24 protein-coding genes are annotated in these 20,750 nt (G+C 71.7%); 12 read left to right on the top strand and 12 right to left on the bottom strand.

What is annotated here, in order from left to right:
* Genes ACFQMF_RS13510 through ACFQMF_RS13525 form a run of 4 tightly spaced genes read left to right on the top strand, consistent with a single transcriptional unit; the run spans position 1 to position 3,049 of the window.
* Complete coding sequence (locus ACFQMF_RS13510; RefSeq protein ID WP_256408313.1) at positions 1 to 1,116, top strand: ABC transporter ATP-binding protein; 1,116 nt, start codon at positions 1 to 3, stop codon at positions 1,114 to 1,116.
* A complete protein-coding gene (locus ACFQMF_RS13515; protein WP_256408314.1) occupies positions 1,107 to 2,003 on the top strand; it encodes an ABC transporter permease in 897 nt (298 codons plus the stop codon). Before ACFQMF_RS13510 ends, ACFQMF_RS13515 begins: the two co-directional genes overlap by 10 nt.
* Positions 1,996 to 2,799, top strand: a complete 804-nt coding sequence (locus ACFQMF_RS13520) for an ABC transporter permease (protein ID WP_256408315.1) — start codon at positions 1,996 to 1,998, stop codon at positions 2,797 to 2,799. Before ACFQMF_RS13515 ends, ACFQMF_RS13520 begins: the two co-directional genes overlap by 8 nt.
* Before the next feature lie 43 nt (positions 2,800 to 2,842).
* The gene (locus ACFQMF_RS13525; protein ID WP_256408316.1) at positions 2,843 to 3,049 is read left to right on the top strand and encodes a hypothetical protein; all 207 of its coding nucleotides are present in this window, start codon (positions 2,843 to 2,845) and stop codon (positions 3,047 to 3,049) included.
* A 37-nt stretch (positions 3,050 to 3,086) separates the two neighbouring features.
* On the opposite strand, the gene ACFQMF_RS13530 is transcribed toward ACFQMF_RS13525, so the two are convergent.
* Both ACFQMF_RS13530 and ACFQMF_RS13535 read right to left on the bottom strand, forming a co-directional pair.
* Positions 3,087 to 3,506, bottom strand: coding sequence for a universal stress protein (locus ACFQMF_RS13530; RefSeq protein WP_256408317.1), 420 nt, complete (start codon positions 3,504 to 3,506; stop codon positions 3,087 to 3,089).
* A gap of 82 nt (positions 3,507 to 3,588) precedes the next feature.
* The gene (locus tag ACFQMF_RS13535) at positions 3,589 to 4,113 is read right to left on the bottom strand and encodes a CinA family protein (RefSeq protein WP_256408318.1); all 525 of its coding nucleotides are present in this window, start codon (positions 4,111 to 4,113) and stop codon (positions 3,589 to 3,591) included.
* 59 nt (positions 4,114 to 4,172) lie between these two features.
* Between ACFQMF_RS13535 and ACFQMF_RS13540 the strand changes: the two genes are divergently transcribed.
* The 3 genes from ACFQMF_RS13540 to ACFQMF_RS13550 all read left to right on the top strand — a co-directional run bounded on the left by ACFQMF_RS13540 (position 4,173) and on the right by ACFQMF_RS13550 (position 5,619).
* Complete coding sequence (locus tag ACFQMF_RS13540) at positions 4,173 to 4,793, top strand: class I SAM-dependent methyltransferase (protein ID WP_256408319.1); 621 nt, start codon at positions 4,173 to 4,175, stop codon at positions 4,791 to 4,793.
* Complete coding sequence (locus tag ACFQMF_RS13545; protein ID WP_256408320.1) at positions 4,786 to 5,286, top strand: transcriptional regulator FilR1 domain-containing protein; 501 nt, start codon at positions 4,786 to 4,788, stop codon at positions 5,284 to 5,286. Before ACFQMF_RS13540 ends, ACFQMF_RS13545 begins: the two co-directional genes overlap by 8 nt.
* An 81-nt stretch (positions 5,287 to 5,367) precedes the next feature.
* Positions 5,368 to 5,619 carry a DUF6199 family natural product biosynthesis protein gene (locus tag ACFQMF_RS13550; RefSeq protein WP_256408321.1) on the top strand — a complete coding sequence of 84 codons (252 nt, stop codon included), beginning with the start codon at positions 5,368 to 5,370 and terminating at the stop codon, positions 5,617 to 5,619.
* Between the two features lie 22 nt (positions 5,620 to 5,641).
* Here ACFQMF_RS13550 and ACFQMF_RS13555 read toward each other — a convergent pair whose 3' ends face one another.
* The 4 genes from ACFQMF_RS13555 to ACFQMF_RS13570 all read right to left on the bottom strand — a co-directional run bounded on the left by ACFQMF_RS13555 (position 5,642) and on the right by ACFQMF_RS13570 (position 9,343).
* On the bottom strand, positions 5,642 to 6,328 hold the full coding sequence (locus ACFQMF_RS13555) for a thymidine kinase (protein WP_256408322.1): 687 nt from the start codon (positions 6,326 to 6,328) through the stop codon (positions 5,642 to 5,644).
* A gap of 89 nt (positions 6,329 to 6,417) precedes the next feature.
* Entirely contained in the window at positions 6,418 to 6,870 is a 453-nt protein-coding gene (locus tag ACFQMF_RS13560) for a hypothetical protein (RefSeq protein WP_256408323.1), read from the bottom strand.
* 27 nt (positions 6,871 to 6,897) lie between these two features.
* Entirely contained in the window at positions 6,898 to 8,007 is a 1,110-nt protein-coding gene (locus ACFQMF_RS13565; RefSeq protein WP_256408324.1) for an amidohydrolase family protein, read from the bottom strand.
* A gap of 67 nt (positions 8,008 to 8,074) precedes the next feature.
* Positions 8,075 to 9,343: an HD domain-containing protein gene (locus tag ACFQMF_RS13570; protein WP_256408325.1), complete on the bottom strand. Its 1,269-nt coding sequence runs from the start codon at positions 9,341 to 9,343 to the stop codon at positions 8,075 to 8,077.
* A gap of 103 nt (positions 9,344 to 9,446) precedes the next feature.
* Here ACFQMF_RS13570 and ACFQMF_RS13575 point away from each other — a divergent pair, with 103 nt between their 5' ends.
* Positions 9,447 to 9,851, top strand: a complete 405-nt coding sequence (locus tag ACFQMF_RS13575; protein WP_256408326.1) for a universal stress protein — start codon at positions 9,447 to 9,449, stop codon at positions 9,849 to 9,851.
* A 41-nt stretch (positions 9,852 to 9,892) separates the two neighbouring features.
* Here the strand turns inward: ACFQMF_RS13575 and ACFQMF_RS13580 are convergent, their stop codons facing one another.
* From ACFQMF_RS13580 to ACFQMF_RS13590, 3 genes are all read right to left on the bottom strand, one after another.
* The gene (locus ACFQMF_RS13580; RefSeq protein ID WP_256408327.1) at positions 9,893 to 11,134 is read right to left on the bottom strand and encodes an HD domain-containing protein; all 1,242 of its coding nucleotides are present in this window, start codon (positions 11,132 to 11,134) and stop codon (positions 9,893 to 9,895) included.
* A 79-nt stretch (positions 11,135 to 11,213) separates the two neighbouring features.
* A complete protein-coding gene (locus ACFQMF_RS13585) occupies positions 11,214 to 11,783 on the bottom strand; it encodes a helix-turn-helix domain-containing protein (protein WP_256408328.1) in 570 nt (189 codons plus the stop codon).
* A gap of 78 nt (positions 11,784 to 11,861) precedes the next feature.
* Complete coding sequence (locus ACFQMF_RS13590; protein WP_256408329.1) at positions 11,862 to 13,181, bottom strand: phosphoribosylamine--glycine ligase; 1,320 nt, start codon at positions 13,179 to 13,181, stop codon at positions 11,862 to 11,864.
* A gap of 104 nt (positions 13,182 to 13,285) precedes the next feature.
* Between ACFQMF_RS13590 and ACFQMF_RS13595 the strand changes: the two genes are divergently transcribed.
* Positions 13,286 to 13,630, top strand: coding sequence for a glutamyl-tRNA reductase (locus ACFQMF_RS13595; protein WP_256408330.1), 345 nt, complete (start codon positions 13,286 to 13,288; stop codon positions 13,628 to 13,630).
* Between the two features lie 25 nt (positions 13,631 to 13,655).
* Here the strand turns inward: ACFQMF_RS13595 and ACFQMF_RS13600 are convergent, their stop codons facing one another.
* Positions 13,656 to 13,889 carry a DUF2249 domain-containing protein gene (locus ACFQMF_RS13600; RefSeq protein WP_256408331.1) on the bottom strand — a complete coding sequence of 78 codons (234 nt, stop codon included), beginning with the start codon at positions 13,887 to 13,889 and terminating at the stop codon, positions 13,656 to 13,658.
* Between the two features lie 185 nt (positions 13,890 to 14,074).
* Here ACFQMF_RS13600 and ACFQMF_RS13605 point away from each other — a divergent pair, with 185 nt between their 5' ends.
* Positions 14,075 to 14,461: a cupin domain-containing protein gene (locus tag ACFQMF_RS13605; protein WP_256408332.1), complete on the top strand. Its 387-nt coding sequence runs from the start codon at positions 14,075 to 14,077 to the stop codon at positions 14,459 to 14,461.
* Between the two features lie 183 nt (positions 14,462 to 14,644).
* Positions 14,645 to 16,798, top strand: coding sequence for a catalase/peroxidase HPI (gene katG, locus ACFQMF_RS13610; protein ID WP_256408333.1), 2,154 nt, complete (start codon positions 14,645 to 14,647; stop codon positions 16,796 to 16,798).
* A 467-nt stretch (positions 16,799 to 17,265) separates the two neighbouring features.
* Here katG and ACFQMF_RS13615 read toward each other — a convergent pair whose 3' ends face one another.
* Entirely contained in the window at positions 17,266 to 18,249 is a 984-nt protein-coding gene (locus ACFQMF_RS13615) for a nucleoside recognition protein (RefSeq protein WP_256408334.1), read from the bottom strand.
* 112 nt (positions 18,250 to 18,361) lie between these two features.
* Here ACFQMF_RS13615 and ACFQMF_RS13620 point away from each other — a divergent pair, with 112 nt between their 5' ends.
* On the top strand, positions 18,362 to 19,291 hold the full coding sequence (locus ACFQMF_RS13620; RefSeq protein WP_256408335.1) for an HVO_0234 family beta-propeller protein: 930 nt from the start codon (positions 18,362 to 18,364) through the stop codon (positions 19,289 to 19,291).
* A 496-nt stretch (positions 19,292 to 19,787) separates the two neighbouring features.
* Here ACFQMF_RS13620 and ACFQMF_RS13625 read toward each other — a convergent pair whose 3' ends face one another.
* A complete protein-coding gene (locus ACFQMF_RS13625; RefSeq protein WP_256408336.1) occupies positions 19,788 to 20,738 on the bottom strand; it encodes an aminopeptidase in 951 nt (316 codons plus the stop codon).
* Between the last annotated feature and the right edge of the window lie 12 nt (positions 20,739 to 20,750).

The following is a 20,750-nucleotide window of genomic DNA, read 5'->3' on the forward strand; positions in this document are numbered from 1 at the left end:
ATGCTGGAACTGGACGGACTCACCGTCGAGTACGGCGACCTGACGGCGGTCGACGACGTCTCGCTCGCGGTCGGGGAGGGCGAGCTCTGCTGTCTCCTCGGTCCGTCCGGCTCCGGGAAGTCGACGGTACTCCGCGCCATCTCGGGATTCGAGACGCCCGCGGCCGGGCGGATCCGGATCGACGGCGTCGACGTGACGGACGCGCCGCCGAACGAGCGCGACTGCTCGCTCGTGTTTCAGGACTGGGCGCTGTTCCCGCGTCAGACCGCCTCGGAGAACGTCGCCTTCGGCCTGAGGATGAACGGCGTCGGGACCGCCGAGCGTGAGACGCGGGCCCGGGAAATGCTCGAACTCGTCGAGATGGAGGGACACGGAGACGCGTACCCGGACCAGCTCAGCGGCGGGCAGAAACAGCGCGTGGCGCTCGCGCGCTCGCTCGCGGTCGATCCCGACCTCCTGCTGCTCGACGAGCCGCTGTCGAACCTCGATCGGCGGCTCCGCGAGACGATGCAGCTCGAACTCAACGAGATCCACGACCGCGTCGGGACCACGATGCTGTACGTGACCCACGATCAGGACGAGGCGTTCACGCTCGGCGACCGGCTCGGGGTCATGGAATCGGGGCGGCTCGTCCAACACGACACCCCGGAAGCGGTGTACGACGACCCGGCGGACCGCTTCGTCGAGTCGTTCCTCGGGACGACGAACTTCGTCGAGTGCACCGTCGCGGAGCCGGGCCCGCGACCCCGCCTAGAGACGCCGATGGGCGTCGGGTTCGAGGCCGGGATCGAGGGCTCATCGCTGGCGCCCGGTGACGCGGTCGTCGCCTCGTTACGTCCGGAGCGGCTCTCGCTGTCCGTCGCTCCCGCCGAGGAGACGCCGGAAACGACCGTCAGCGACGGCGGCGAGTCCGCGGTCGCGGTGCCGGCGCGCGTCGAGGAGACGGTCTACCGGGGCGCCGACCTCCGGATCCGGCTGTCGGCCGGCGAGACGACGCTGTTCGTCGAGCCGTCGGTCGCGGGGGCGCCCCCAGTCGGCGCGGGCGACGCGGTAGTCGTGCGCTTCCGGCCCGCCGACGCGCTCTATTTCGACGGGACGGGTGCCAGATGTCGGTGAGCGACGCGCGGGCGGCGCTGCCGGCCGTCGAGCTGTCCGCGCGGTGGCGGACCCTGGCGCTCCTCGTCCCGCTCCTCCTGCTCGACGGGCTCGTCTTCCTCGTCCCGATGGGCTACCTGCTCCGGCTGAGCTTCGCCGAGCGCACGTCGGGCGGCGCCTTCGTCGAGAGTTCGTGGTCGCTCGCGGGGTACGAGTACGTCGTCGAGACGCCGCTCGTCCACGAGATATTCGCGTTTACCCTCGGGTTCGCCGTCCTCGTGACCGCCCTTGCGGTCGCGATCGGCGTGACGTACGCCTACGCCGTCTGGCTCGCGAGCGGCCCGTGGCGGACGGTCCTCCTGGGCGGTGCGATCTGTTCGCTGTTCACGACCGTCGTGGTGAAGCTGTTCGCGGTCGTGCTCGTGTTCTCGCCCCGGGGAGTGCTCAACGAGTTCCTCACCGGAGTCGGGGCTCTCTCCGACCCCGTCTTGCTCGTCGACAATCTCGCCGGCGCGGTCATCGCGCAGCTGTACATCGTCGTTCCCTACGCGATCCTCACCGTGTACGCCGTGTTGACGACGCTCGACGACAGCCTCGTCGAGGCCGCACAGGACCTCGGCGCGAACCGGCCGGCCGTCTTCCGCGAGGTCGTGTTGCCGCACGTCCGGCCGGGGGTCGCCGTGGCGGCGATCATCAGCTTCACGTGGTCCGTCGGCGCGTACCCCGCGCCGCTGCTCGTCGGGTCTGGGAGCGAGCAGACGACGGCGATCCTCGTCTCGCAGCTCCTGTTGACCGAGTTCGACTGGCCCGCCGCCGCCGCGCTCTCGGTGATCACCGTGGCGGTGGTGCTGACGACGCTGCTCGCCGGACTGTGGCGGCTCGACGACGGGGGTGAGATCCTTGAGTAGCGTCCGCGCGGTCCGCGGCTGGCTCGCCCGCGGGGTCGTCGCCGCCCTGTTCGGCCTGCTCGTGTCGCCGCTCGTCATCGTGGTCGCCACCGCGTTCGACGCGTCGAGCGCGGTCGTCTTCCCGCCGACGGACCCGTCGCTGCGGTGGTTCGGCGAGTTGCTCGCGTCGCCGACGTGGCTGCGGTCGCTCGCCAACAGCCTCGTCGTCGCGACCGGCACGAGCGCCCTCTCGATGGCCGTCGGAACGACGGCCGCGCTCGGGCTCCGCGGGTACGACGGACGGCTCCGCAGGGGGCTCGTAGGCCTCGCGCTACTGCCGTTACTCGTGCCGGGAGTCGTCATCGCCGTAACGCTCCTGACCTTCTTCAGTGCGTTCGGGCTGCAGCAGAGCTACCTCGCGCTCGTGTTGGCGCACTCGCTGTGGGCGACGCCGCTCACATTCTCGGTGATGCAGTCGGCGTTCGCCCGCTTCGACTGGGCGCTCCACGAGGCGGCCCTCGACCTCGGCGCGTCGCGTCTCACGGCGTTCCGGACCGTCGTCGCCCCCGAAGTCCGTGCGGGGCTGGCCGTCGGGGCGCTGGTCGCGTTCATCGTCAGCCTCCAGGAGTTCGTCATGGCGCTCTTCCTCTCCGGTCCCGAGACTCGGACCGTCCCGGTGCAGGCGTGGAACTCCCTCAGACAGAGCCTCGACCCGCTCGTGAGCGTGGTGTCCACGATCCTGTTGGCCGCGGTCGTGCTGCTCGTCCTCCTCGCCGGCGGGCTCGCCGGACTGGACCGACTGGCGACCGACACCTGACTCGCCGGGATCCGTTTATATAGGCTCCGAACCGATTCGCGATATGGATCGGACCGACACCGCGCTGCTCGGCGTCGCCGGGGTCGTCGCGGCCCTCGTCCTCGCGATGACATTCGCCGCGGGCATCCTGTTCGGTCCCGGAGTGTCGGTCCTCCGGCCGATACGACTCCTCGCCGTCGAGCCGTTCGCGTGGGTCGTCGTCGCGGCGCTGGTCGTCGCGGTCGTCGGCCACGCGTACATCGACGACTGACCGCGCGGCTCGGAGCACGTCCGGACTGACCGGTGGCTCAGCGCACGACCGTCACGGGGACCGGCGAGTGCTGGAAGACAGACTTCGCCACGTTGCCGACGAGGAGCCGGTCGGCCAGCGACCCGCCGTGGGTCCCGATCACGACCACGTCGAACTCGTCGGCGCGCTCGACGATCCGGCGCGCCGGCGACCCCACCTCGGTCATCGTCTCGATCGCGACCCCCCGCTCCGCGGCGATCGCCTCCGCCCGCTCGAACACGTCCTCGGAGAGCTCCCTGACGCGCTCCTCGCTGTCGTCCGCGAGGGCGATCCCCGTCGCCGCCCCCATCATCCGGGAGGGCTCGCCGACGACGTGTAACACGGTCACGTCGGCGTCCCGGTGCACGTCGAGCGCGTAGCGCAGCGCCCGCTCGGAGAGCTCGGAGTCGTCCATCGGCACCAGCACGCGTTCGACCATGGGAACCGTACGCGGTGCGCCGGGATAAACGCTCGCGCGCCCCGCGGCCTCCGCCGGCGCCGGCTCGGGTCGCGACCGCCCCTCAGTCGGCCTCCTCGGCGTCGACCTCGCGGACCGCCGCCACCAGCGCGTCGAGCGCGGCGTTGACCGCGCCGCGCCTCACCGCGTCGCGGTCGCCGTCGAGGACGACGCGCTCGCTCCGGACGAACGACGCCTCGGTGCCCCACGGCGCGGCGTGCGCGACGGCGACGTAGACGAGGCCGACCGGCTTCTCCGCGGTGCCGCCGCCCGGACCGGCGATGCCGGTGGTCGCGACCGCCCACGTCGCGTCCGCGCGGTCCCGCGCGCCGGCCGCCATCTCCTCGGCGACCGCAGCGCTCACGGCCCCCTCGGCGTCGAGCGATTCGCGGGAGACGCCGAGCACCTCCCGCTTCGCGTCGTACGCGTAGGTGACGAACCCCCGGTCGAAGTAGGCGCTCGCGCCCGGGACCTCGGTCACGCGCGACCCGACTAGGCCGCCGGTGAGCGACTCCGCGACCGCGAGCGTCTCGTCCCTGTCGGTCAGCAGTTCGCCGAGGACCGCCGCGGTCGACTCCGTTTCGTCCATACTCTGAGTCCGACCCGCACGCCCGTGGGGTTTACGCTCGACCGCGCGCAAGCGCCCCCATGACGGACTGGGACGAGCGGTTCGCGTCCGGCGACTACCCCCGAGCGCCGGAGCCGTCGCCCGTGCTGCGCTCGTACGAGCCCTCGATCCCCGACGGCCGCGCGCTCGACGTCGCCGCGGGGACCGGCCGAAACGCGGTGTTCCTGGCGGCGGCCGGCTACGCGGTCGACGCCCTCGACGCGTCGCGCGAGGGACTGCGGATCGTCCGCGAGCGCGCCGCGGAGCGCGGGGTCGGCGACCGGATCGAACCGATCCGCGGCGACGTCTCGACGTACGGCTTCCCGACCGAGGCGTACGAGCTGATCACGATGAGCTTCTTTCACACGCTGGACCGCTTCGCCGACATCGCCGAGGCGCTCGCACCCGGGGGCTACCTGTTCGTCGAGGGGCACCTCCGGTCCGACTCCCCGACCCCGTCCGGGCCGAGCGACGACCGGTACCGGTTCGCGGCCAACGAGCTCCTGCGGGCGGGCCTCGGGCTGACGGTGCTGTACTACGACGAGACGACCGAGGAGCGTCCCGACGACCGGCGCCGCGCGACCGCCCGCCTGCTCGCGCGTCGGTCGACCGGGGGCCGGCAGTCGTACCCGCGACGGCCGACCGAGGGCGGCGATGAGTGACCCCGGGCCCGGGGAGTCGCTCCGCGCGCTCGTGGCCTCCGCCGTCGACGGCGACCTCTCGGGACCGGACTCGTCGCTTGACGTCGCCGAGCGCGGCGACGACCCCGGTCCCGGGGCGCGACTCGCCGACGTCGTCGGCGATGGCGACGAGTCCGTCGTGGGCGTCGTCCCGCGGGTGGACTCGTCGCTCGCGCGGCGCGTCGGGGACGCGGTCGACGGGGAGATCCGGCTGGTGTTCACCGGGAGCGCGGCCGACCGCCTCGGCGGTCCAGGGGGCGCCGCCGTCCGATCGGCGCTCTCCGGGCGCGGCGTCGAGGCGTACCGCCACCGGGGGGACTCGCCGGTCGGCGTCCTCCTCGTCGGCGACCGCGCCGTCGCCGGACTGTTCGACGAGGGAGGGCTCGCCGCGGTGCTGTGGTCGGACGCCCCGCCCGTCCGGGAGTGGGCGGCGGCGACCTGTCGCCGGTTCCTCGCGGCCGCCGAGCCGGTGTGAGCGGCGTCGACTCGACGAATCCCGCCGGACGCCGACCGCCTCGGCGGGTCGTTTTTAAACACGCCCGGCGAAGCGACCGACATGAACGCCGCGCTGCTGTTGGTCGTCGGCCTCGTCGGACTCGTCCAGACGCTCGCCCCCCGCCCGGTCGTGCGGGCGTGGACCCGCGTCGCCTACCGCGACGCGGGCGACGCGGAGCCCCGCGAGTGGACGTACGCCGCCGCGCGGGCGGAGGGCGTCGTCCTCGCGCTCGTCTCGCTCGTCGGGCTCTTCCGCGTCGCGACGGACGACGCCGAGGGGTCGCCGACGACCGACGAGCGACCGGAGGAGTAGCCCGGCGCCCTCGCTCCCGGACTCAGTCGTCGCTCGCGTCCACCGGTTCCTCGGCGTCGTCGGTCGGCTTTTCCGACGCCGCATCGTCGTCGGCCAGATACGACCGGCCGCCGTCGGGTCGCTCGCCGGTCCGCAGGACGTGGCAGTCGCGACACCGGGCCTCGTACGACTCCTCGGCCCCGACGAGGATCGTCGGGTCCGCCTCGTGGGCGGGCTCGCCCTCGATGAGCCGCTGGTTCCGCGAGGCCGGCTCGCCGCAGACGGAGCAGATCGCCTGGAGCTTGTCGACGTACTCGGCGGTCGCCATCAGCTGCGGGAGCGGCTCGAACGGCTCGCCGCGGAAGGTCTGGTCGGTGCCGGAGACGATCACGCGGGTCCCCGCGTCGGCGAGCGCGTTGCAGACCCCGACGAGCGCGTTCGAGAAGAAGTTCGCCTCGTCGACCGCGACGACCTCCGGGTACGGCTCGTCGTCGAGGATGTCGCGGGGGCCGTCGCCCTCGTTGTCGACGACGGTCGCGTCCCACTGGCGCCCGGTGTGGCTCCCGATCGTCTCCTCGCCGTAGCGGTCGTCGACCGCGGGCTTGTACACCGCGACGGACTGCCCGGCGATCTCGGACCGGCGGAGCCGGCGCAGCAGCTCCTCGGTCTTGCCCGAGAACATCGACCCCGAGATGACCTCGATCCAGCCGGATCGAGTGATGGCGTGCATGAGCGATCGGGCCGGTGCCAGCGACTAAACCGTTTCTCTCCCGTCGCGGCGTCGCCGATCGGTCGGCGGTCGCGGGGAGGCGAACCGGATCAGACGCCGCCCGCGACCCCGACGAGGACCGCGGCGGCGACGACGTACGTCGCGGCCGAGAGCGCCCAGTCGCGGCGGATCGTCGCGAGGCGCTGCCGGGGGAGCCCCCGCGCCCGCGGGAGCGGGACGAGCGCGAAGAAGCCGACCATCAGCGCGAGCATCACCGCCGAAGCGACCGCGAGGGCGACGGCGCCGCCGCCGAGGCCGGTCTGCGCCGCGGCGACGAGCCCGACGAAGAGGAGCCCGGAGCCGCCGCCGGCGACGTAGTGGACCCACGTCGCCAGCCGCTCGGGGGCGTCGTCGACCGGCGTGTCGGTGAGCACGCCCGCGGCGACCTTCGGGGCGGTCGTCCCCTCCGGGAGCCGGGGCATCACGCGGTCCATCGCGAGCGTCGCGAGCAGTCCGACGACCGGTCCGAGCGCGAGGCCGGCGAGCAGCGAGAACGTGGCCATTGACGGTCGGTACGGCCGCGACCGGCTTCAGTCTCCCGCCGCGTCGCTCCCGTCGCCGCCGGTCTCGTCGCCGTCGATCTCGTCGCTATCGATCTCGTCGCCGCCGATCACGACGCGCGAGACGTCGGCGGCGCCCGCCCGCCGGACGATCGCCCGGACGAGGTCGTGCGCGCCGGCGAGGTTGTCGGAGCCGCCGTCGAGGACGAGCAGGTCGGCGTCGGCGCCGGGTTCGACGACGCCCTTGTTCAGCCCCGCGATCGCGGCGCCGTTGACGGTCGCCATCCGGAGCACGTCGCGGGCGGGGAGGTCCGCGAGCTTCGCGGCGAACTCCATCTCGCGGAACATCGAGGGGGAGTCGAGCATGACGTTGTCGGTGCCGAGCGCGACGGTCGTCCGCTCGGCGAGCTCGCGGATCGGGGGCACCCCGACCTTCGTCACGAGGTTCGAGCGCGGGCAGACGACGACCGGCGTCCCCCGGTCGTCGAGGCGTTCGAGGTGGATCGCCTCGGCGTGGACCATGTGGACGAGGAAGTCCGGGTCGAGGTCCATCGCGGGGTTGACGTCGTCGGCGTCGCGCTCGCCGGCGTGGATGCCGAACAGCTTCCCGGCCTCGCGGGTCTCCGAGCGCACGGCGTCGAAGTCGCCGTCGCGGGCGCCCGAGGCGCCGTAGCCGTCCGCGACCGAGAGCACGTCGGGGTCGTCGCGACCGAGGACGACGGGTTCGATCGCGCGCTCGCCGAAGTCGACCCCCTCGCCCGCGACCGCGTCGCGCAGCGCGGCCACGCCGTCGACGCCGCCCTCGCGGAACTCCAGGAAGCTCCCGGTGCCGGTCGACTCCATGTACCGGAGCGTCCGCGCCATGGCCGCCACCTTCTCCTCGCGGCTCGCCGAGCGCAGGAGCCGGTGTTTGAGCCCGTCCGGCGGGGCGACGAGCTCGTCGAGCGAGAGCCCCTCGCCGGCCTCCTTCGCGATGGAGTCGCCGATGTGGGTGTGGGCGTTGACGAACGCGGGGAGGATCACGTCGTCGCTCTCGACGGACGCCTCCTCCACCCGGACGACCTCGCCGTCGGCGACCACGACCCGTCCCTCGACGGGCTCGAACGCCTCGCCGACGAGTATCGTCCCCTCCAGATGCATACCCCACGGTCGCCAGCCCGGGGTTAAAACGTCACGGGAACGGATCGGTCAAGGGGTCGTTCACGCCTCACTCGAACTCGTCGAGCGTCGTCGGCACCGCCCCGCGCACCTCGGTCACGAGGCCGTCCGGGTCGAGCCCGAGCACGTCCGCCGCCGCGCGCCCGACGCGGTCGGTGGCCGGCTCGGGGGCGTAGACGCCGAGGCGCCACTGGTTGCGCTGGGCGGTCCGCAGCGCGGAGACGAGCGGCGACTGCCGCTCCAGCCGACGCACCTCGCCGCTGACCGTCACGCGGGCGGTCGACTCGCGCATCGACGGCTCCGGCGGCACGTCGAGGACCACGTGTTCGCGCGCGACGCCGGCCTCCTCGGCGATCTCGCGCTCGAAGGCGGTCTCGGTCTCGTGGTCCGCCTCGTGGACGCGTTCCGGCACGTCGTCGTACTCGGCCCACACCGCCAGCTTGTAGAGGTCGCGCTCGTCGTAGCGTCGGGAGATCTCCGCGGTCGCTCGGCAGTCGCGGATCGCGGCGAGGAAGTCGTGGTCGTCCATGCGCCGGAGCTCGGCGGCCGTCGTCGCCGTCGCGTCGAGCAGTTCGCTCGCCGCCCGCCGCAGCATCGCCTTCGAGATGCGCGCGACGTGGTGGGTGTAGACGACCGGGTTCATCAGCGCGCGGGCGAGCAGGAGGCTCTCCGCGGTCTGGACGTTCCCCTCGTCGAGGACGAGCTCCGGGCCGTTCCCGCCGGCTCCCGTCGCGGTGCTCGCCGCGTCGCTTCCCCGCTCGACGAACGTGAGATCGCGGACGAACCGCTCGGTGTCGATGGTGCCGTACGGGACGCCGGTGTGGTAGGCGTCGCGCACGAGGTAGTCCATGCGGTCGACGTCGAGCTCGCCCGAGACGAGCCCGGCGTACCGCCCCTCGCCGGCGACGATCCCGGCGATCCGGTCCGGGTCGAGGTCGTGGTCGCGGAGGGCCTCGCCGACCCCGCCGGTCGCGAGGAGCTCGCCGACGTCGTCGTGGTACTTCCCGGTGCGGCGGTGGGTGAGCGACTCCAGGTTGTGGCTGAACGGCCCGTGGCCGACGTCGTGGAGCATCGCCGCCGCCTCGATCCGCTCGGCGCGTTTCCCGCCGATCCCGAGGCCGTCGAGCGCGCGGCTGGCGAGGTGGTAGACGCCGAGGCTGTGCTCGAAGCGGGTGTGGTTCGCGGAGGGGTAGACGAGCTGGACCGTCCCGAGCTGTTTGACGTGGCGGAGGCGCTGGACCGCGGGGGTGTCGATCAGCGCGGCGGCGACACCGTCGATCTCGATATGGTCGTGGACGGTGTCCTTGACCGTGATCATGCGACCCGGTTCGGCGGCGTCGGATAAAAGGAGTGGGAGGACCGGTGGCGGCGAGCGGGAACGTCGGCCACCGTTTATAAGGGTCGTCCGCGAACGTCTAGACATGTACGAGGTGCTCATCGGGATCGACAACGAGGCGGACCGACGCGCGGTCGCGCAGGCGGAGGCCGTGGCCGACCTCCCGCACGCGGCCGACGAGCTGACGGCGCACCTGTGTCACGTGTTCCAGGAGAATCCGGAGGGGGCCTCGGTCAACCAGCTGTCGGCCGTGCGGCGCGCCCGGGAGACGCTCGAAGCCGCCGGGATCACCTGCGTCCACCGCGAGGCGAGCGGCGACCCGGCCGACGAGCTGCTCGCGGCCGCCGCCGACGTGGACGCGAACGCGATCTGCGTCTCCGGTCGCAAGCGCAGCCCGACCGGGAAGGCCGTCTTCGGGAGCGTGACGCAGGACGTCGTCCTCGGGAGCGACCGCCCGGTGCTCGCGGTGCCGGCGCCGCGGGACGACTGACCGGCGTCGTTCCCCGCGTCCAACACGTCGCCGCGCTCGACCTACGTCCGCGCGCTGGCGTCGCGGAGCCCGAGCACGTCGCGCGCGGCCTCCCCGACCGCGTCGACGTGCTCGGCCGGACAGTAGACGCCGAGCGTCCAGCGGCGGCGCTCGGCGCTCCGCAGTCCCCCGACGAGCTCCGAGGCGTCCTCCAGGCGCTGCGGGACGCCGTCGACGACAACGGTGGACCCCGACTCCTTCAGCCCGGGCCGCGACGGGACGTCGACGACGACCGCCTCGCGGTCCAGCCCGACCCTGTCGGCGATCTCGCGCTCGGCGGCGAGCTCCTCGCCGTGACCGGCGTCGACCGTCCCCGCCGGCACGTCGGCCAGCCCGACCCACACCGCCCGCTTGTAGAGGTCGCGGCGCTCGATGCGCCGGCCGAGCTCGGGGACGGTCTCGCGGAGCGCGACGAGCAGGTCGTGGTCGGCCATCCGCCGGAACGCCTCCGCGTCGGCGTCGGTCCGGTTGAGGTAGCGCTCGCAGGCGCGCTCCAGCATCGCGCCGGCGACGCGCGAGACGTGGTGGCGGTAGACGACCGCGTTCATCAGCGAGCGCGCGACCAGCAGGCTCTCGGCGGTGGGGACGTTCCCCTCGGCGAGCACGAGGCGCGCACGCTCCGGATCGATCGATCCCCCGTCCCCGGCCGATCCTTCGTCCCCGGCCGATCCCCCGTCGCCCGCGAGCCTGAGCTCGTTGACGAGCCGCCCGGTGTCGACCGTGCCGTACGGGACCCCGGTGTGATGGGCGTCGCGCACGAGGTAGTCCATGCGGTCGACGTCGAGCTCGCCCGAGATCAGCGCCCCGAGCCCGCCCTCGCCCGCGATCAGCGAGGCGACGCGTTCGGGGTCGAGCCCGTTGCGTTCGAGGACCTGACACGCCTCCCGGTCGGCGTCGGTCAGGAGCCACGCGACGTCGTCGTGGTCCCGGCCCGTCGCGCGCCGGATGATCCCCTCCGTCTGGTGGCCGTAGGGGCCGTGGCCGACGTCGTGGAGGAGCGCCGCCGCGCGGACGTGGGCGGCGGTGTCGGCGTCGAGGTCGAACCCCTCGACGGCGCGGCCGGCGAGGTGATAGACGCCGAGGCTGTGCTCGAAGCGGGTGTGGTTCGCGGAGGGGTACACCAACCGGACGGTGGACAGCTGCTTGATGTGGCGCAGCCGCTGGAAGGCGGGGGTGTCGATCAGCTCGGCCGCGAGGTCGCCGAGCCGAACGTGACCGTGGACGCTGTCCTTGATCGCCTTCATCGCCCCGCGGTCGCCCGGGACCGGATCGGTCGCCTCGGGTCGGCGTCGACGCGGCGCCGCGAGCGCGGTCGCACGCGGGTCACTCGTCGACGATCTCCACGCCGAGCCGCTCTTCGAGGGCGCGGACGACCGACCCGCCGACGCCGGCGGTCGCGGCCCGGCCGTCCTCCACCGCGAACACGTCGTCCTCGTCGACGTCGAGCTCCGCGGCCAGCTCCTCGACGGTGAGGCCGGCCTCCTGCCGGGCCGCCGCGACGTCGTCGCCGTAGCCGGAGACGAGGTACGGGAGCCGGTCGGACTCGTAGCTCGTGCCTCCCTCTTCCCAGTGCTTGGAGTCGCCGCTCACGGAGTCGTACATCTTCGCCTGCTTCCGAGCGAGCTCCTTCTTCCGGCTCTCCGAGCCGCTCGACTCGGCGCTGGCGCCGCCCGGACTGCCGCCGGAACTCCCGCCGCGGCCGCCGCCCGATCCCGAGCCCCCCCGATTCTCGGGCGCGTTGCCCGCGTCGTCGTGCGGGCGGCAGTCCGGACACACCAGCAGCTTCGCGCCGGCGACCGTGGCCCGCTGGAGCTTCGTCGTCTCCCGCCCGCAGAGCTCGCAGGCGTCGCCGTCGTCGCCGCCGCCGCCACCGCCCGTCGAGTACTTCGCCATACCGCGAACGGTGGACCCGGACGGTTAAAAAGTCGTGGAGGGACGGCCGCTCGGCGGGGCGACGCGACGGCGACGCACTCACTCGCCCGCCGGTCCCAGGTACCCCCACGCCTGCAGCCGGTCGCCGTCGCCGTCGACCCAGCGCTCCCCGATGTCGTCGCGGTAGTACATGTTCGGCATCACGACGTCGTCGATGCGGCCGTACGCCTGTTCGCGCGCGGCTCCCATCGTCTCGCCCTTCCCGGTGACGACGATGGGCATCCCGTTGTCGCCGGCGACGCGCCACTGCCCGTCGATCCGCTTCGCGTCCTCGATGTGGATTCCCTCCCTGTCTTCCGTCTCGAACACCACGGCCGCGTTCCGGGAGTTCTCGTCGTACGTCTTCTCGTCGTCGAACGGGAACGGCGGGAGCACGACGCGGACCGCGATCTGGTAGCCGTTGTGCACCTCGACCTCGGGCTCGTCGCCGTGCGCGAGGTCGTAGAAGAACTCCCCGGTGGACGACTCGATCGACTCCTCCTGTAACGCGATCGTCGGGTAGCCGAACCGCGGCGTGAACTCCAGCGGGTAGATCCCGCGCTCGTTGACGATGCAGTTGATGTCGATGCTCCCGACGTACCCCTCGTCGGCGAGCCAGTCCTCGATTTTCCCGAAGGTTTCTTCGAAGAGTTCGTTCTGGCCCGCCCAAAACATCGACGTCCCCATCTCTCCGGTCGAGGGACCGATGTTCCCCGGGAACAATTTCTTATGCTCAAAATTAAAATTGACCTGGTCAATAAACTCGTTCCCGTTGAAGAACCCGCAGATAGCGATTTCGACGCCCTCTACTTTGCGTTGCAGCTGGAAGCCCTTCATCCGGTGACCCCACGCCTTCTTGTACGCCTTCAGCACGTCGACCACGTCGCTGCCGTCGTCCTCGTTCCCAACGTACAGTAGGCGCTTGACGTTCTGGACTTCGCCGAGCGGCTTGATCACATACGGGGCGGGATTCTCCTGAACGTGTTGTATCCCCGCGTCGAAACTGTCGAAGATATGGTGTTCGACGGTGTTCACACCGTGTTCTTCGAGGATCTCCATCGCGTATCCTCGATCCTCTTCGAGATGATCGGTGTTGGGCGTCCCGCCGACGACAGCTTTCCCCTTCTCACGGAGTTCCTCTGCGAGTTCACCCGTGCCGATGTCGGAACCAACCCAGATATCGTCGAAAATGATGACATCTGCCCAGTCGACTTCTGCGCGCCAGTCGTCCGTCTTCGGGACGAAACCGTTGCCAATCTCCCGATCGCCTTCGGCTTCGATGTAGTATTTCACGTCGTGGCCTTCGCGGTGAACTTGCCAGGCGAGGTCGGTGATCAGCGCGGCGTCGGCCGAGACGAACAGGAAGCGGGCGGGGTCCATACCCAGACCTCTCGCGGCGAGGACTTGAGTGTGTGCCCGTCGCGGGCGGCGGGGCCGAACACGTTCGTGGGAACCCTCACCCGCGTGGGGGCTGAGGGATCGACGTGGCACTCGAACGTTCAGACGCCCGATCGGATTCGCGGACCGACGCGCGGGTCGATCCGGACCGCGTCCGACGGCGGCTCCGGCGCCGGGCCGAGCGGATCGAGCGCCGCGAGGTCGCGGAGGCGGTCTCGAAGCTGGAGTCGCGCGGCGACCTGACCGACGAGCAGCGGGAGACGGTCCGTCGGCTCGGCGCCGTCCTCCGCCGTCGGCTCACGTCGCGTCCCGACGCGGCGCTGGAGCGGGCGAGCGGCGGCGGCGCGACCGCCCGCGCCCTCGCGCGGCTGTTCGACGCCGACGGAGAGACGGCGATCGCGGCGGGCGAGCGGTCGCCGGAGACCGAGTAATCGCCGGGGACCGAGTCGTCGCCGCCTACGCGTCCGTCTTCGGGAACTCGGCGACGAACTCGTCCGGCGCCGCTCGCCGGACCTCGTACCCCTCCTCGTCGAACGCGGGTACCTCCGCGGCCATCTCGTAGTACAGCGGCTTCGGCTCGTGGTCGTTGACGATGGTGAGCGTCTCGCCGGGGTCCATCCCGTCGAACGCCTCGTGGATCCGGTCGTGTCTGTTCACCGGCGGGATGTCGCGGACGTCGAGTCTCGGCATGGCGTCCGAGCCTTCGCGACGCGCTCGCATCCGCCTTGAGACGAATATGTTCGGGCACAGCCACTCACCGCACGGGCCCGAGGGTCCGAACATGCGAGACCGACCGACGCCGTCGTTCGAGCGGAGCGCGAACGGGTACCCCGATTCGACCGGGCGAGGCGACTCGCTCCGCCGGGGTGAGTGACGTGCCGGCGACGAGCCTCGACGCGGAGCGGACGTACGACGAGGAGCGGTTCTCGACGAGCGGCGTGTTCCGGAGCGACCGGGCGAAGGCCGTCTGCGGGTACTTCGAGCCGGGGCAGTTCATCCCCGTCCACGCCCCCGACAGCGACGTGGTCGTCACGGTCCAGTCCGGCACGGGCACGGTTCGAGAGGGCGAGACCGATCACGCCGTCGGTCCGGGCGACGTGGTCGCCGTCGAGGCCGGGACCGAACGCGGCGTGAAGGCCGACGACGACGCGCGCCTCGAGGCCGTGCTCGTCACCGCGCCGCCACCGACCGAGACCGAGCACGAACCGGTCCGGGAGGGGATCCGGCGCGACGAGTTCGACCCGCGGAACGGGCCGGAGTGACCGTCGCGGGGTGATCGACGTCGACACGCCCGTATACGCCGACCACGTGTAACAAAGTCGCACGGATTTTGCTGTACCGAAACATATCTTCATAATGAAGAAATACGGGTTATCTTTGCCGGGAATATCTCTGTAACTTGAACACCTTTTTATCTGAGGTGGCGGAAGACTCGGACGAACCTAATGTCTCAGAAGACCAATCAGGAGTGGTGGCCCAACCAGTTGAACCTGGACATCCTCGACCAGAACGCCCGCGACGTCGGACCCTACGACGACGACTTCGACTACGCCGAGGCGTTCCGGTCGCTCAACCTCGACGAGGTGAAGGCGGACCTCGAAGAGCTCATGACGACGTCACAGGAGTGGTGGCCGGCGGACTACGGCCACTACGGGCCGCTGTTCATCCGGATGGCGTGGCACAGCGCCGGGACGTACCGGACGGCGGACGGCCGCGGCGGCGCCGACGGCGGCCGACAGCGCCTCGCCCCCCTCAACAGCTGGCCGGACAACGCGAACCTCGACAAGGCGCGCCGGCTGCTGCTCCCGATCAAGCAGAAGTACGGCCGCAAGCTCTCCTGGGCCGACCTGATGGTCCTCGCCGGGAACGTCGCCATCGAGTCGATGGGGTTCAAGACGTTCGGCTTCGCCGGCGGCCGCGAGGACGCCTTCGAGCCGGACGACTCCGTCTACTGGGGCCCCGAGTCCGAGATGGACACGCAGGAGCGCTTCGAGGAGCCCGGCGAGATCGAGCCGGGGCTCGGCGCGTCCGTGATGGGGCTCATCTACGTGAATCCGGAGGGACCGGACGGCCGGCCCGACCCGATGGCGTCGGCGAAGAACATCCGCCAGACGTTCGACCGCATGGCGATGAACGACGAGGAGACGGCCGCGCTCATCGCCGGCGGCCACACGTTCGGGAAGGTCCACGGCGCCGACGACCCCGACGAGAACCTCGGTCCGGAGCCCGAGGCGGCACCGATCGAGGCGCAGGGGCTCGGCTGGGAGAACGCGCACGGCACCGGCAAGGGGGGCGACACGATCACGAGCGGGATCGAGGGCCCCTGGACCGGCTCCCCGACCGAGTGGGACATGGGGTACATCGACAACCTCCTGGAGTACGAGTGGGAGCCCGAGAAGGGGCCCGGCGGCGCGTGGCAGTGGACGCCCACCGACGAGTCGCTCCACGGCAGCGCCCCGGACGCGCACGACTCCGACGAGAGCGTCACGCCGATGATGCTCACGACGGACGTCGCGCTGAAGCGCGACCCCGCCTACCGCGAGATCGTCGAGGAGTTCCAGGAGAACCCGATGGCGTTCGGCATGAACTTCGCGAAGGCCTGGTACAAGCTGACCCACCGCGACATGGGCCCGCCGTCGCGGTTCCTCGGCCCGGAGGTCCCGGACGAGGAGATGATCTGGCAGGACCCGATCCCCGAGGTCGACCACGACCTGATCGGCGACGCGGAGGTCGAGGAGCTCAAAGCCGAGATCCTCGACAGCGACCTGACGCGCCGGCGGCTCGTCAAGACCGCGTGGGCCTCCGCGTCCACCTACCGCGACAGCGACAAGCGCGGCGGGGCGAACGGCGCGCGCGTCCGGCTCGACCCCCAGCGTAACTGGGAGGTCAACGAGCCGGAGCAATTGGACGCGGCGCTGGAGACGCTCGAAGCGATTCGGGAGGCGTTCAACGCCTCGCGCGACGACGACGTGCGCGTCTCGCTCGCCGACCTGATCGTCCTCGGCGGCAACGCCGCCGTCGAGGCGGCGGCCGCGGACGCCGGCCACGACGTGACGGTCCCGTTCGAGCCGGGGCGGACCGACGCCACGCGGGCGCAGACCGACGCCGACTCGTTCGAGGCGCTCAAGCCGCGCGTGGACGGGTTCCGGAACTACCTCGGCGACGGCGTCGACCACCCGCCCGAGGAGCTGCTCGTCGACAAGGCCGACCTCCTCGACCTGAGCGCCGCCGAGATGACGACGCTCGTCGGCGGCATGCGCGCGCTCGGCGCTACCTACGAGGACACGGACCGCGGCGTCCTCACCGACAGCCCCGGCGCGCTGACGAACGACTTCTTCGTGAACCTGCTCGACATGAGTACCGAGTGGCGGCCCGTCGAGACGGGCGCGGAGGAGGCCGACGTGTACGAGGGGATCGACCGCGAGACCGGCGCGGTCGAGTGGGAGGCCACCCGCCTCGACCTGATCTTCGGCTCGAACTCCCGGCTCCGCGCGATCGCGGAGGTGTACGGGAGCGAGGACGCCGAGGCGAAGCTCGTGGACGACTTCGTCGACGCGTGGACGAAGGTGATGCGGCTCGACCGCTTCGACCTGGAATAAAGCGAGGGCGTCCCGATCCCCGCGGATATCGTTTTCATTCTCGCCGTCGATCACCTATCTGAGCTCGTTACCTGTGGACTGACGGTGAACACCGCCAAAGGCCCAGCCGCTGGGCCTGACGCAATCGACTACTCTGCGGAGAGGACCTCCAAAGCCCCAGCCGCGAGGCCGCAGTACGCTCGTTGCGCTCCTCGCTCGCGCTGCTCGCTGCGGTGCTTCCGTCGCCTACTGCGGCCTCGCGACTGCCCCTTTGAGTCCCACCCCACACCGCACAGCGACCGCACCTCACGCCTCCCCAGCCTCGTCAGTCACCCTCCGCGTTGCTCCGGGCGACTGACTCCCTCGCACGCGCTCCTCGCGCCCGGTGGGCGCTCGGCGGCGCGCACCGACCGAATTTCATTTCATAAATTGCTTCCGGAGCCGCGGTCGGCAGTCGTGGTGACACCGGTCTCGCTCGACGACTCGCCTCACCACACCGGCGCGAGCAGCAGCGCGACCGTCGCCGAGATGAAGACGAGCTTCAGGGCGGTGTTGACGGCGATCACCTTCGTGCCGAACTCGGCGCCCCAGATCCCGTACTGGAAGGGGATCGAGCGCCGGAAGGTGGAGACGGCGAAGGAGAGGATCCCGCCGATGAGCAGGGTCGCGACGGCGGTCCGGGTGGTGAACACGCCCGCCTCGGTCCCGGCGAGCGTCACGGCCCCGGCCGTCGTGTCGAGGGTGTAGACGGCGATCACGGGGACCGCGGCGCCGGGGAGCCCGAGGAGCCCGGTCACCGGCTCGGCGACGCTCGTCAGCGCCTCGACGTCGTAGTAGGTGACGAACGCGATCACGAGCGTGTAGACGACCGCGAGCCGGGGAACGATCCGGCGGAGGGTCGACCACGACTTCTCGGCGGCCTCGCGAACGCGCTCGCGGCTCGTGCGGTCGTCGGCCTCGGGCCCGCTCGCGTCGACCTCCGAGAGCGCCGACCGGTCCACGTTGCGCCCGGAGAGCAGGACGCCCCCGGCGAGCACGCCCGTGACCGTGATCGCGAGGGCGATCCCGGCCCGCGCCGAGACGTAGACGGTCCCCGTCTCGACGCCTAGAATCGGGATCAACACCGGAATATAGAACGTGAACACGTGCTGGACGAAGCCGAAGAACGTGTTGATCGTCACGGCGACGAGCGTCGCCCGGTCGTCGAGCAGCCCGGACTCGCGGTACTCGGCGAGCGTGGCGTAGCCCGCGGTCGTCGACGCCGCGGTCGTGAGGATCGCGGTCCCGACCTCGTCGGGGAGGTTCGCGGGTCGGGTGAGCCACCCCGCCAGCCCGGCGACGTACCGGATCAGCCCGAACGCGACCGCGACGTTGGCGGCGAAGACGCCGACGGCGATGAACGCCGCGATACGGGCGAGCCGCGGGGCGACCTCGGCGAGCAGGGCGACGACCTCGGCGGCGACCGGTTGCACGACCGGCGGTACGCGGCCGCCGACCTAATGCGCGTCGAAACGGGCGGACGCCAGTCGATCTCGATTCGCCGCCCGCGAGGCTTATGGGAGCCGCGCCCGAACCCCCGGGTCGATGGCACCCGCGGAGGACGACATCTCGATCGAGGAGAAGCGCGTGTACGCCGGGACGGCGGGCCGTACCGACGCGTACGTCGCCACCGGGAACGGCGTCGTCCGGGTGGCGCTGTCGGCCGACAAGGTGGGCGCGTTCGACATGGTCGCCCGCGAGCCGGCCCGCGACGTCGCGGTCCTCCCCCGCGACGGCGACCCGGACCTCGTCGGGATCGCGACCGCGGACGGGCTGCGCGTCGCGCCCGTCGGCGACGACCCGGCGTTCGAGCCGGTCGTCCCCGGTTCCGCGGTCGCGGTCGGCGTCCTCGACGACGCGTTCCTCGTCGCCGGGGAGGAGGGCGGGATCGACCGCGTCGCGGTGGGCGGCGCGGCCTCCGATCTGGCCGCGGCCTCCGATCCGGCCGCGACCTCGATCGGGACCGCGTCGGACCCGCGCGCGATCGACGGCCCCCTCGTCGCCGCCGGGGACGGCGTCCACCGGGTCCGCGGGAGCCGGGGCGGAGGCGGAGACCCGGACCTCGCCGCCGTCGGCCTCGACGACGCCCGCGACGTCGCCGGCGCGGGGATGCCCCTCGCGGCCACCGGGTCGGGGCTCTACTGGCTCGGCAACGGCTGGATGACGGCGCTGGAGGGGTCCGCCGAGGAGGTCGCGGCCGACGGCGACGGCCACGCGATGGCGGTCGTCGAGGGCGAGCTTCTGGTCCACGCGGGGGAGGAGGACGAAGACGGGACGGACGCGTGGGACGACGACGCGTGGCGCGCGACCGAGCTCCCGGTCGACGAGGACGCGGTCGCGCTCGGCTACGGGCCCGGGATCTCCGTGGTCGTCACCGCGGCCGGAACGCTCTGCGTCGACGCGGGCGACGGCTGGCGGCATCAGGTGGTCGGCGTGCGAGACGTGGCGGGCGTCGCGCTCGCGGTCGTCGAATAGAGCGTCGATCAACTGTACGAGGTCGGTCTCGCGAAGGATACTGCTGTCGGTTCAACCGCTCGTTTATAACTGGCTGGTGATGGGTCGGCGGTGACTACCTCCAAAGCCCCAGCCGCTCGGCCATACGTTGTTGAGCCCGGATCGGCGGTGACTACCTCTAAAGCCCCAGCCGCTCGGCCATACGTTGTTGAGCCCGGATCGGCGGTGACCACCTCCAAAGCCCCAGCCGCGAGGACGGCGTACGCTCGCTGCGCTCCGCAGTCGCTCGCGTTGCTCGCTCCTTGCGGTGCTTTCGTCGCCTACGCCGTCCTCGCGGCTGCCCCTTTGAGTCCTGCCCCGACCGCACCGCAACCGCGCCTCACGCCTCCCCAGCCTCGTCGCTCCCTTCGGTCGCGACTCCCTCGCGCGTGCTCCTCGCACCCTTCGGGCGCTCGGAGGCACGCGCCGACCGCAACGTTCGTTTATAAATATCCGACCGTCTCTGATCCCGTCACTCCTACGCGGTCGGCAACTCGACCTCCTCGCCGTCGGCGTAGACGGTCGGGTTCCGGAGGATCCCGTCGAGGTGGATCGGGGCGTCCGTCTCCCCGCCGATGCCCGCGTCGTCGCCGATCGCGATGTGCACGGTGCCGCCCGCCTTCTCGTCGAGGAGGACGGAGCCGACCAGCTCGTCGACGCCGACGTTGGTCCCGATCCCGAGCTCGGCGAGGTTGTAGGCGGCGTCGCCGACCGACTCCGCGGCCGCCTCGACGTCGGCGCGGACCGCGTCGTCGCCGATGGCCGTGACTAGTCCGTCCTCGACTTCGAACGTCAGCTCCTGGTCCTCGTCGAGCAGGCCGTGGGGCATCATCGTCCCGTCGACGACGAAGGTCCCGGTCGCGGTCTCCGGCGCGACGAACACCTCGCCGGCCGGGAGGTTCGAGAAGTCGCCGGGGTCGCGCACCATGCCGGTGTCCGAGAGCCACTCGCGGTCCCCGATCCCGAACGCGATATCGGTGCCCGCGGGCGAGGTGACCCGGACCTCGTCGGCGCCCGCGACCTGCGCGAGCACGTCGTCGCACGCGGCCTCGATGGCGGCGTAGTCGGCGTCGAGCCCCGCGGCGAACACGTCCTCGGTGATCCCCGGGAGCGTCGCGCCGCGGGCGCCGGCGTCGCAGGCGGCCCCCCGAGCGCGGGTGTGGCTGAGGCTCTTCGTCGTCGGCGCGAGGAAGGCGTCGCTCTCGGCCATCGCGGCCGCCACGGGCGCGGGCGGCTCGGTGCCGTGCTGTTCGGCGGGGGGGTACCTGAGGAGCGTCGCGTCGTCGGTGACGGCGACCGCGGCCTCGTACAGCGCCTCCCCGACGGGTTCGCGCTCGTCGTCGGTGATCACGACGACCGATTCGTCCGGCCCGACGTTCAGACACTGGTTCACGGCGGTCGCCGCCGCCTCGGAGAGGGTCGGTGACATACGCGACGATCG

It is taken from the genome of Halorubrum rutilum (assembly GCF_042665015.1).
In the GTDB taxonomy this organism is placed as follows: Archaea; Halobacteriota; Halobacteria; order Halobacteriales; family Haloferacaceae; genus Halorubrum; species Halorubrum rutilum.

What these genes read in the sequence shown, in the direction of transcription:
- ACFQMF_RS13545 (WP_256408320.1), top strand. Translation starts at nt 4,786, where the DNA reads ATGAGTGACCCCGGGCCCGGGGAGTCGCTCCGCGCGCTCGTGGCCTCC.
- ACFQMF_RS13525 (WP_256408316.1), top strand. Translation starts at nt 2,843, where the DNA reads ATGGATCGGACCGACACCGCGCTGCTCGGCGTCGCCGGGGTCGTCGCG.
- ACFQMF_RS13590 (WP_256408329.1), bottom strand. Translation starts at nt 13,181, where the DNA reads ATGGACCCCGCCCGCTTCCTGTTCGTCTCGGCCGACGCCGCGCTGATC.
- ACFQMF_RS13540 (WP_256408319.1), top strand. Translation starts at nt 4,173, where the DNA reads ATGACGGACTGGGACGAGCGGTTCGCGTCCGGCGACTACCCCCGAGCG.
- ACFQMF_RS13600 (WP_256408331.1), bottom strand. Translation starts at nt 13,889, where the DNA reads ATGCCGAGACTCGACGTCCGCGACATCCCGCCGGTGAACAGACACGAC.
- katG (WP_256408333.1), top strand. Translation starts at nt 14,645, where the DNA reads ATGTCTCAGAAGACCAATCAGGAGTGGTGGCCCAACCAGTTGAACCTG.
- ACFQMF_RS13625 (WP_256408336.1), bottom strand. Translation starts at nt 20,738, where the DNA reads ATGTCACCGACCCTCTCCGAGGCGGCGGCGACCGCCGTGAACCAGTGT.
- ACFQMF_RS13555 (WP_256408322.1), bottom strand. Translation starts at nt 6,328, where the DNA reads ATGCACGCCATCACTCGATCCGGCTGGATCGAGGTCATCTCGGGGTCG.
- ACFQMF_RS13580 (WP_256408327.1), bottom strand. Translation starts at nt 11,134, where the DNA reads ATGAAGGCGATCAAGGACAGCGTCCACGGTCACGTTCGGCTCGGCGAC.
- ACFQMF_RS13510 (WP_256408313.1), top strand. Translation starts at nt 1, where the DNA reads ATGCTGGAACTGGACGGACTCACCGTCGAGTACGGCGACCTGACGGCG.
- ACFQMF_RS13575 (WP_256408326.1), top strand. Translation starts at nt 9,447, where the DNA reads ATGTACGAGGTGCTCATCGGGATCGACAACGAGGCGGACCGACGCGCG.
- ACFQMF_RS13550 (WP_256408321.1), top strand. Translation starts at nt 5,368, where the DNA reads ATGAACGCCGCGCTGCTGTTGGTCGTCGGCCTCGTCGGACTCGTCCAG.
- ACFQMF_RS13530 (WP_256408317.1), bottom strand. Translation starts at nt 3,506, where the DNA reads ATGGTCGAACGCGTGCTGGTGCCGATGGACGACTCCGAGCTCTCCGAG.
- ACFQMF_RS13620 (WP_256408335.1), top strand. Translation starts at nt 18,362, where the DNA reads ATGGCACCCGCGGAGGACGACATCTCGATCGAGGAGAAGCGCGTGTAC.
- ACFQMF_RS13515 (WP_256408314.1), top strand. Translation starts at nt 1,107, where the DNA reads ATGTCGGTGAGCGACGCGCGGGCGGCGCTGCCGGCCGTCGAGCTGTCC.
- ACFQMF_RS13585 (WP_256408328.1), bottom strand. Translation starts at nt 11,783, where the DNA reads ATGGCGAAGTACTCGACGGGCGGTGGCGGCGGCGGCGACGACGGCGAC.
- ACFQMF_RS13535 (WP_256408318.1), bottom strand. Translation starts at nt 4,113, where the DNA reads ATGGACGAAACGGAGTCGACCGCGGCGGTCCTCGGCGAACTGCTGACC.
- ACFQMF_RS13560 (WP_256408323.1), bottom strand. Translation starts at nt 6,870, where the DNA reads ATGGCCACGTTCTCGCTGCTCGCCGGCCTCGCGCTCGGACCGGTCGTC.
- ACFQMF_RS13570 (WP_256408325.1), bottom strand. Translation starts at nt 9,343, where the DNA reads ATGATCACGGTCAAGGACACCGTCCACGACCATATCGAGATCGACGGT.
- ACFQMF_RS13565 (WP_256408324.1), bottom strand. Translation starts at nt 8,007, where the DNA reads ATGCATCTGGAGGGGACGATACTCGTCGGCGAGGCGTTCGAGCCCGTC.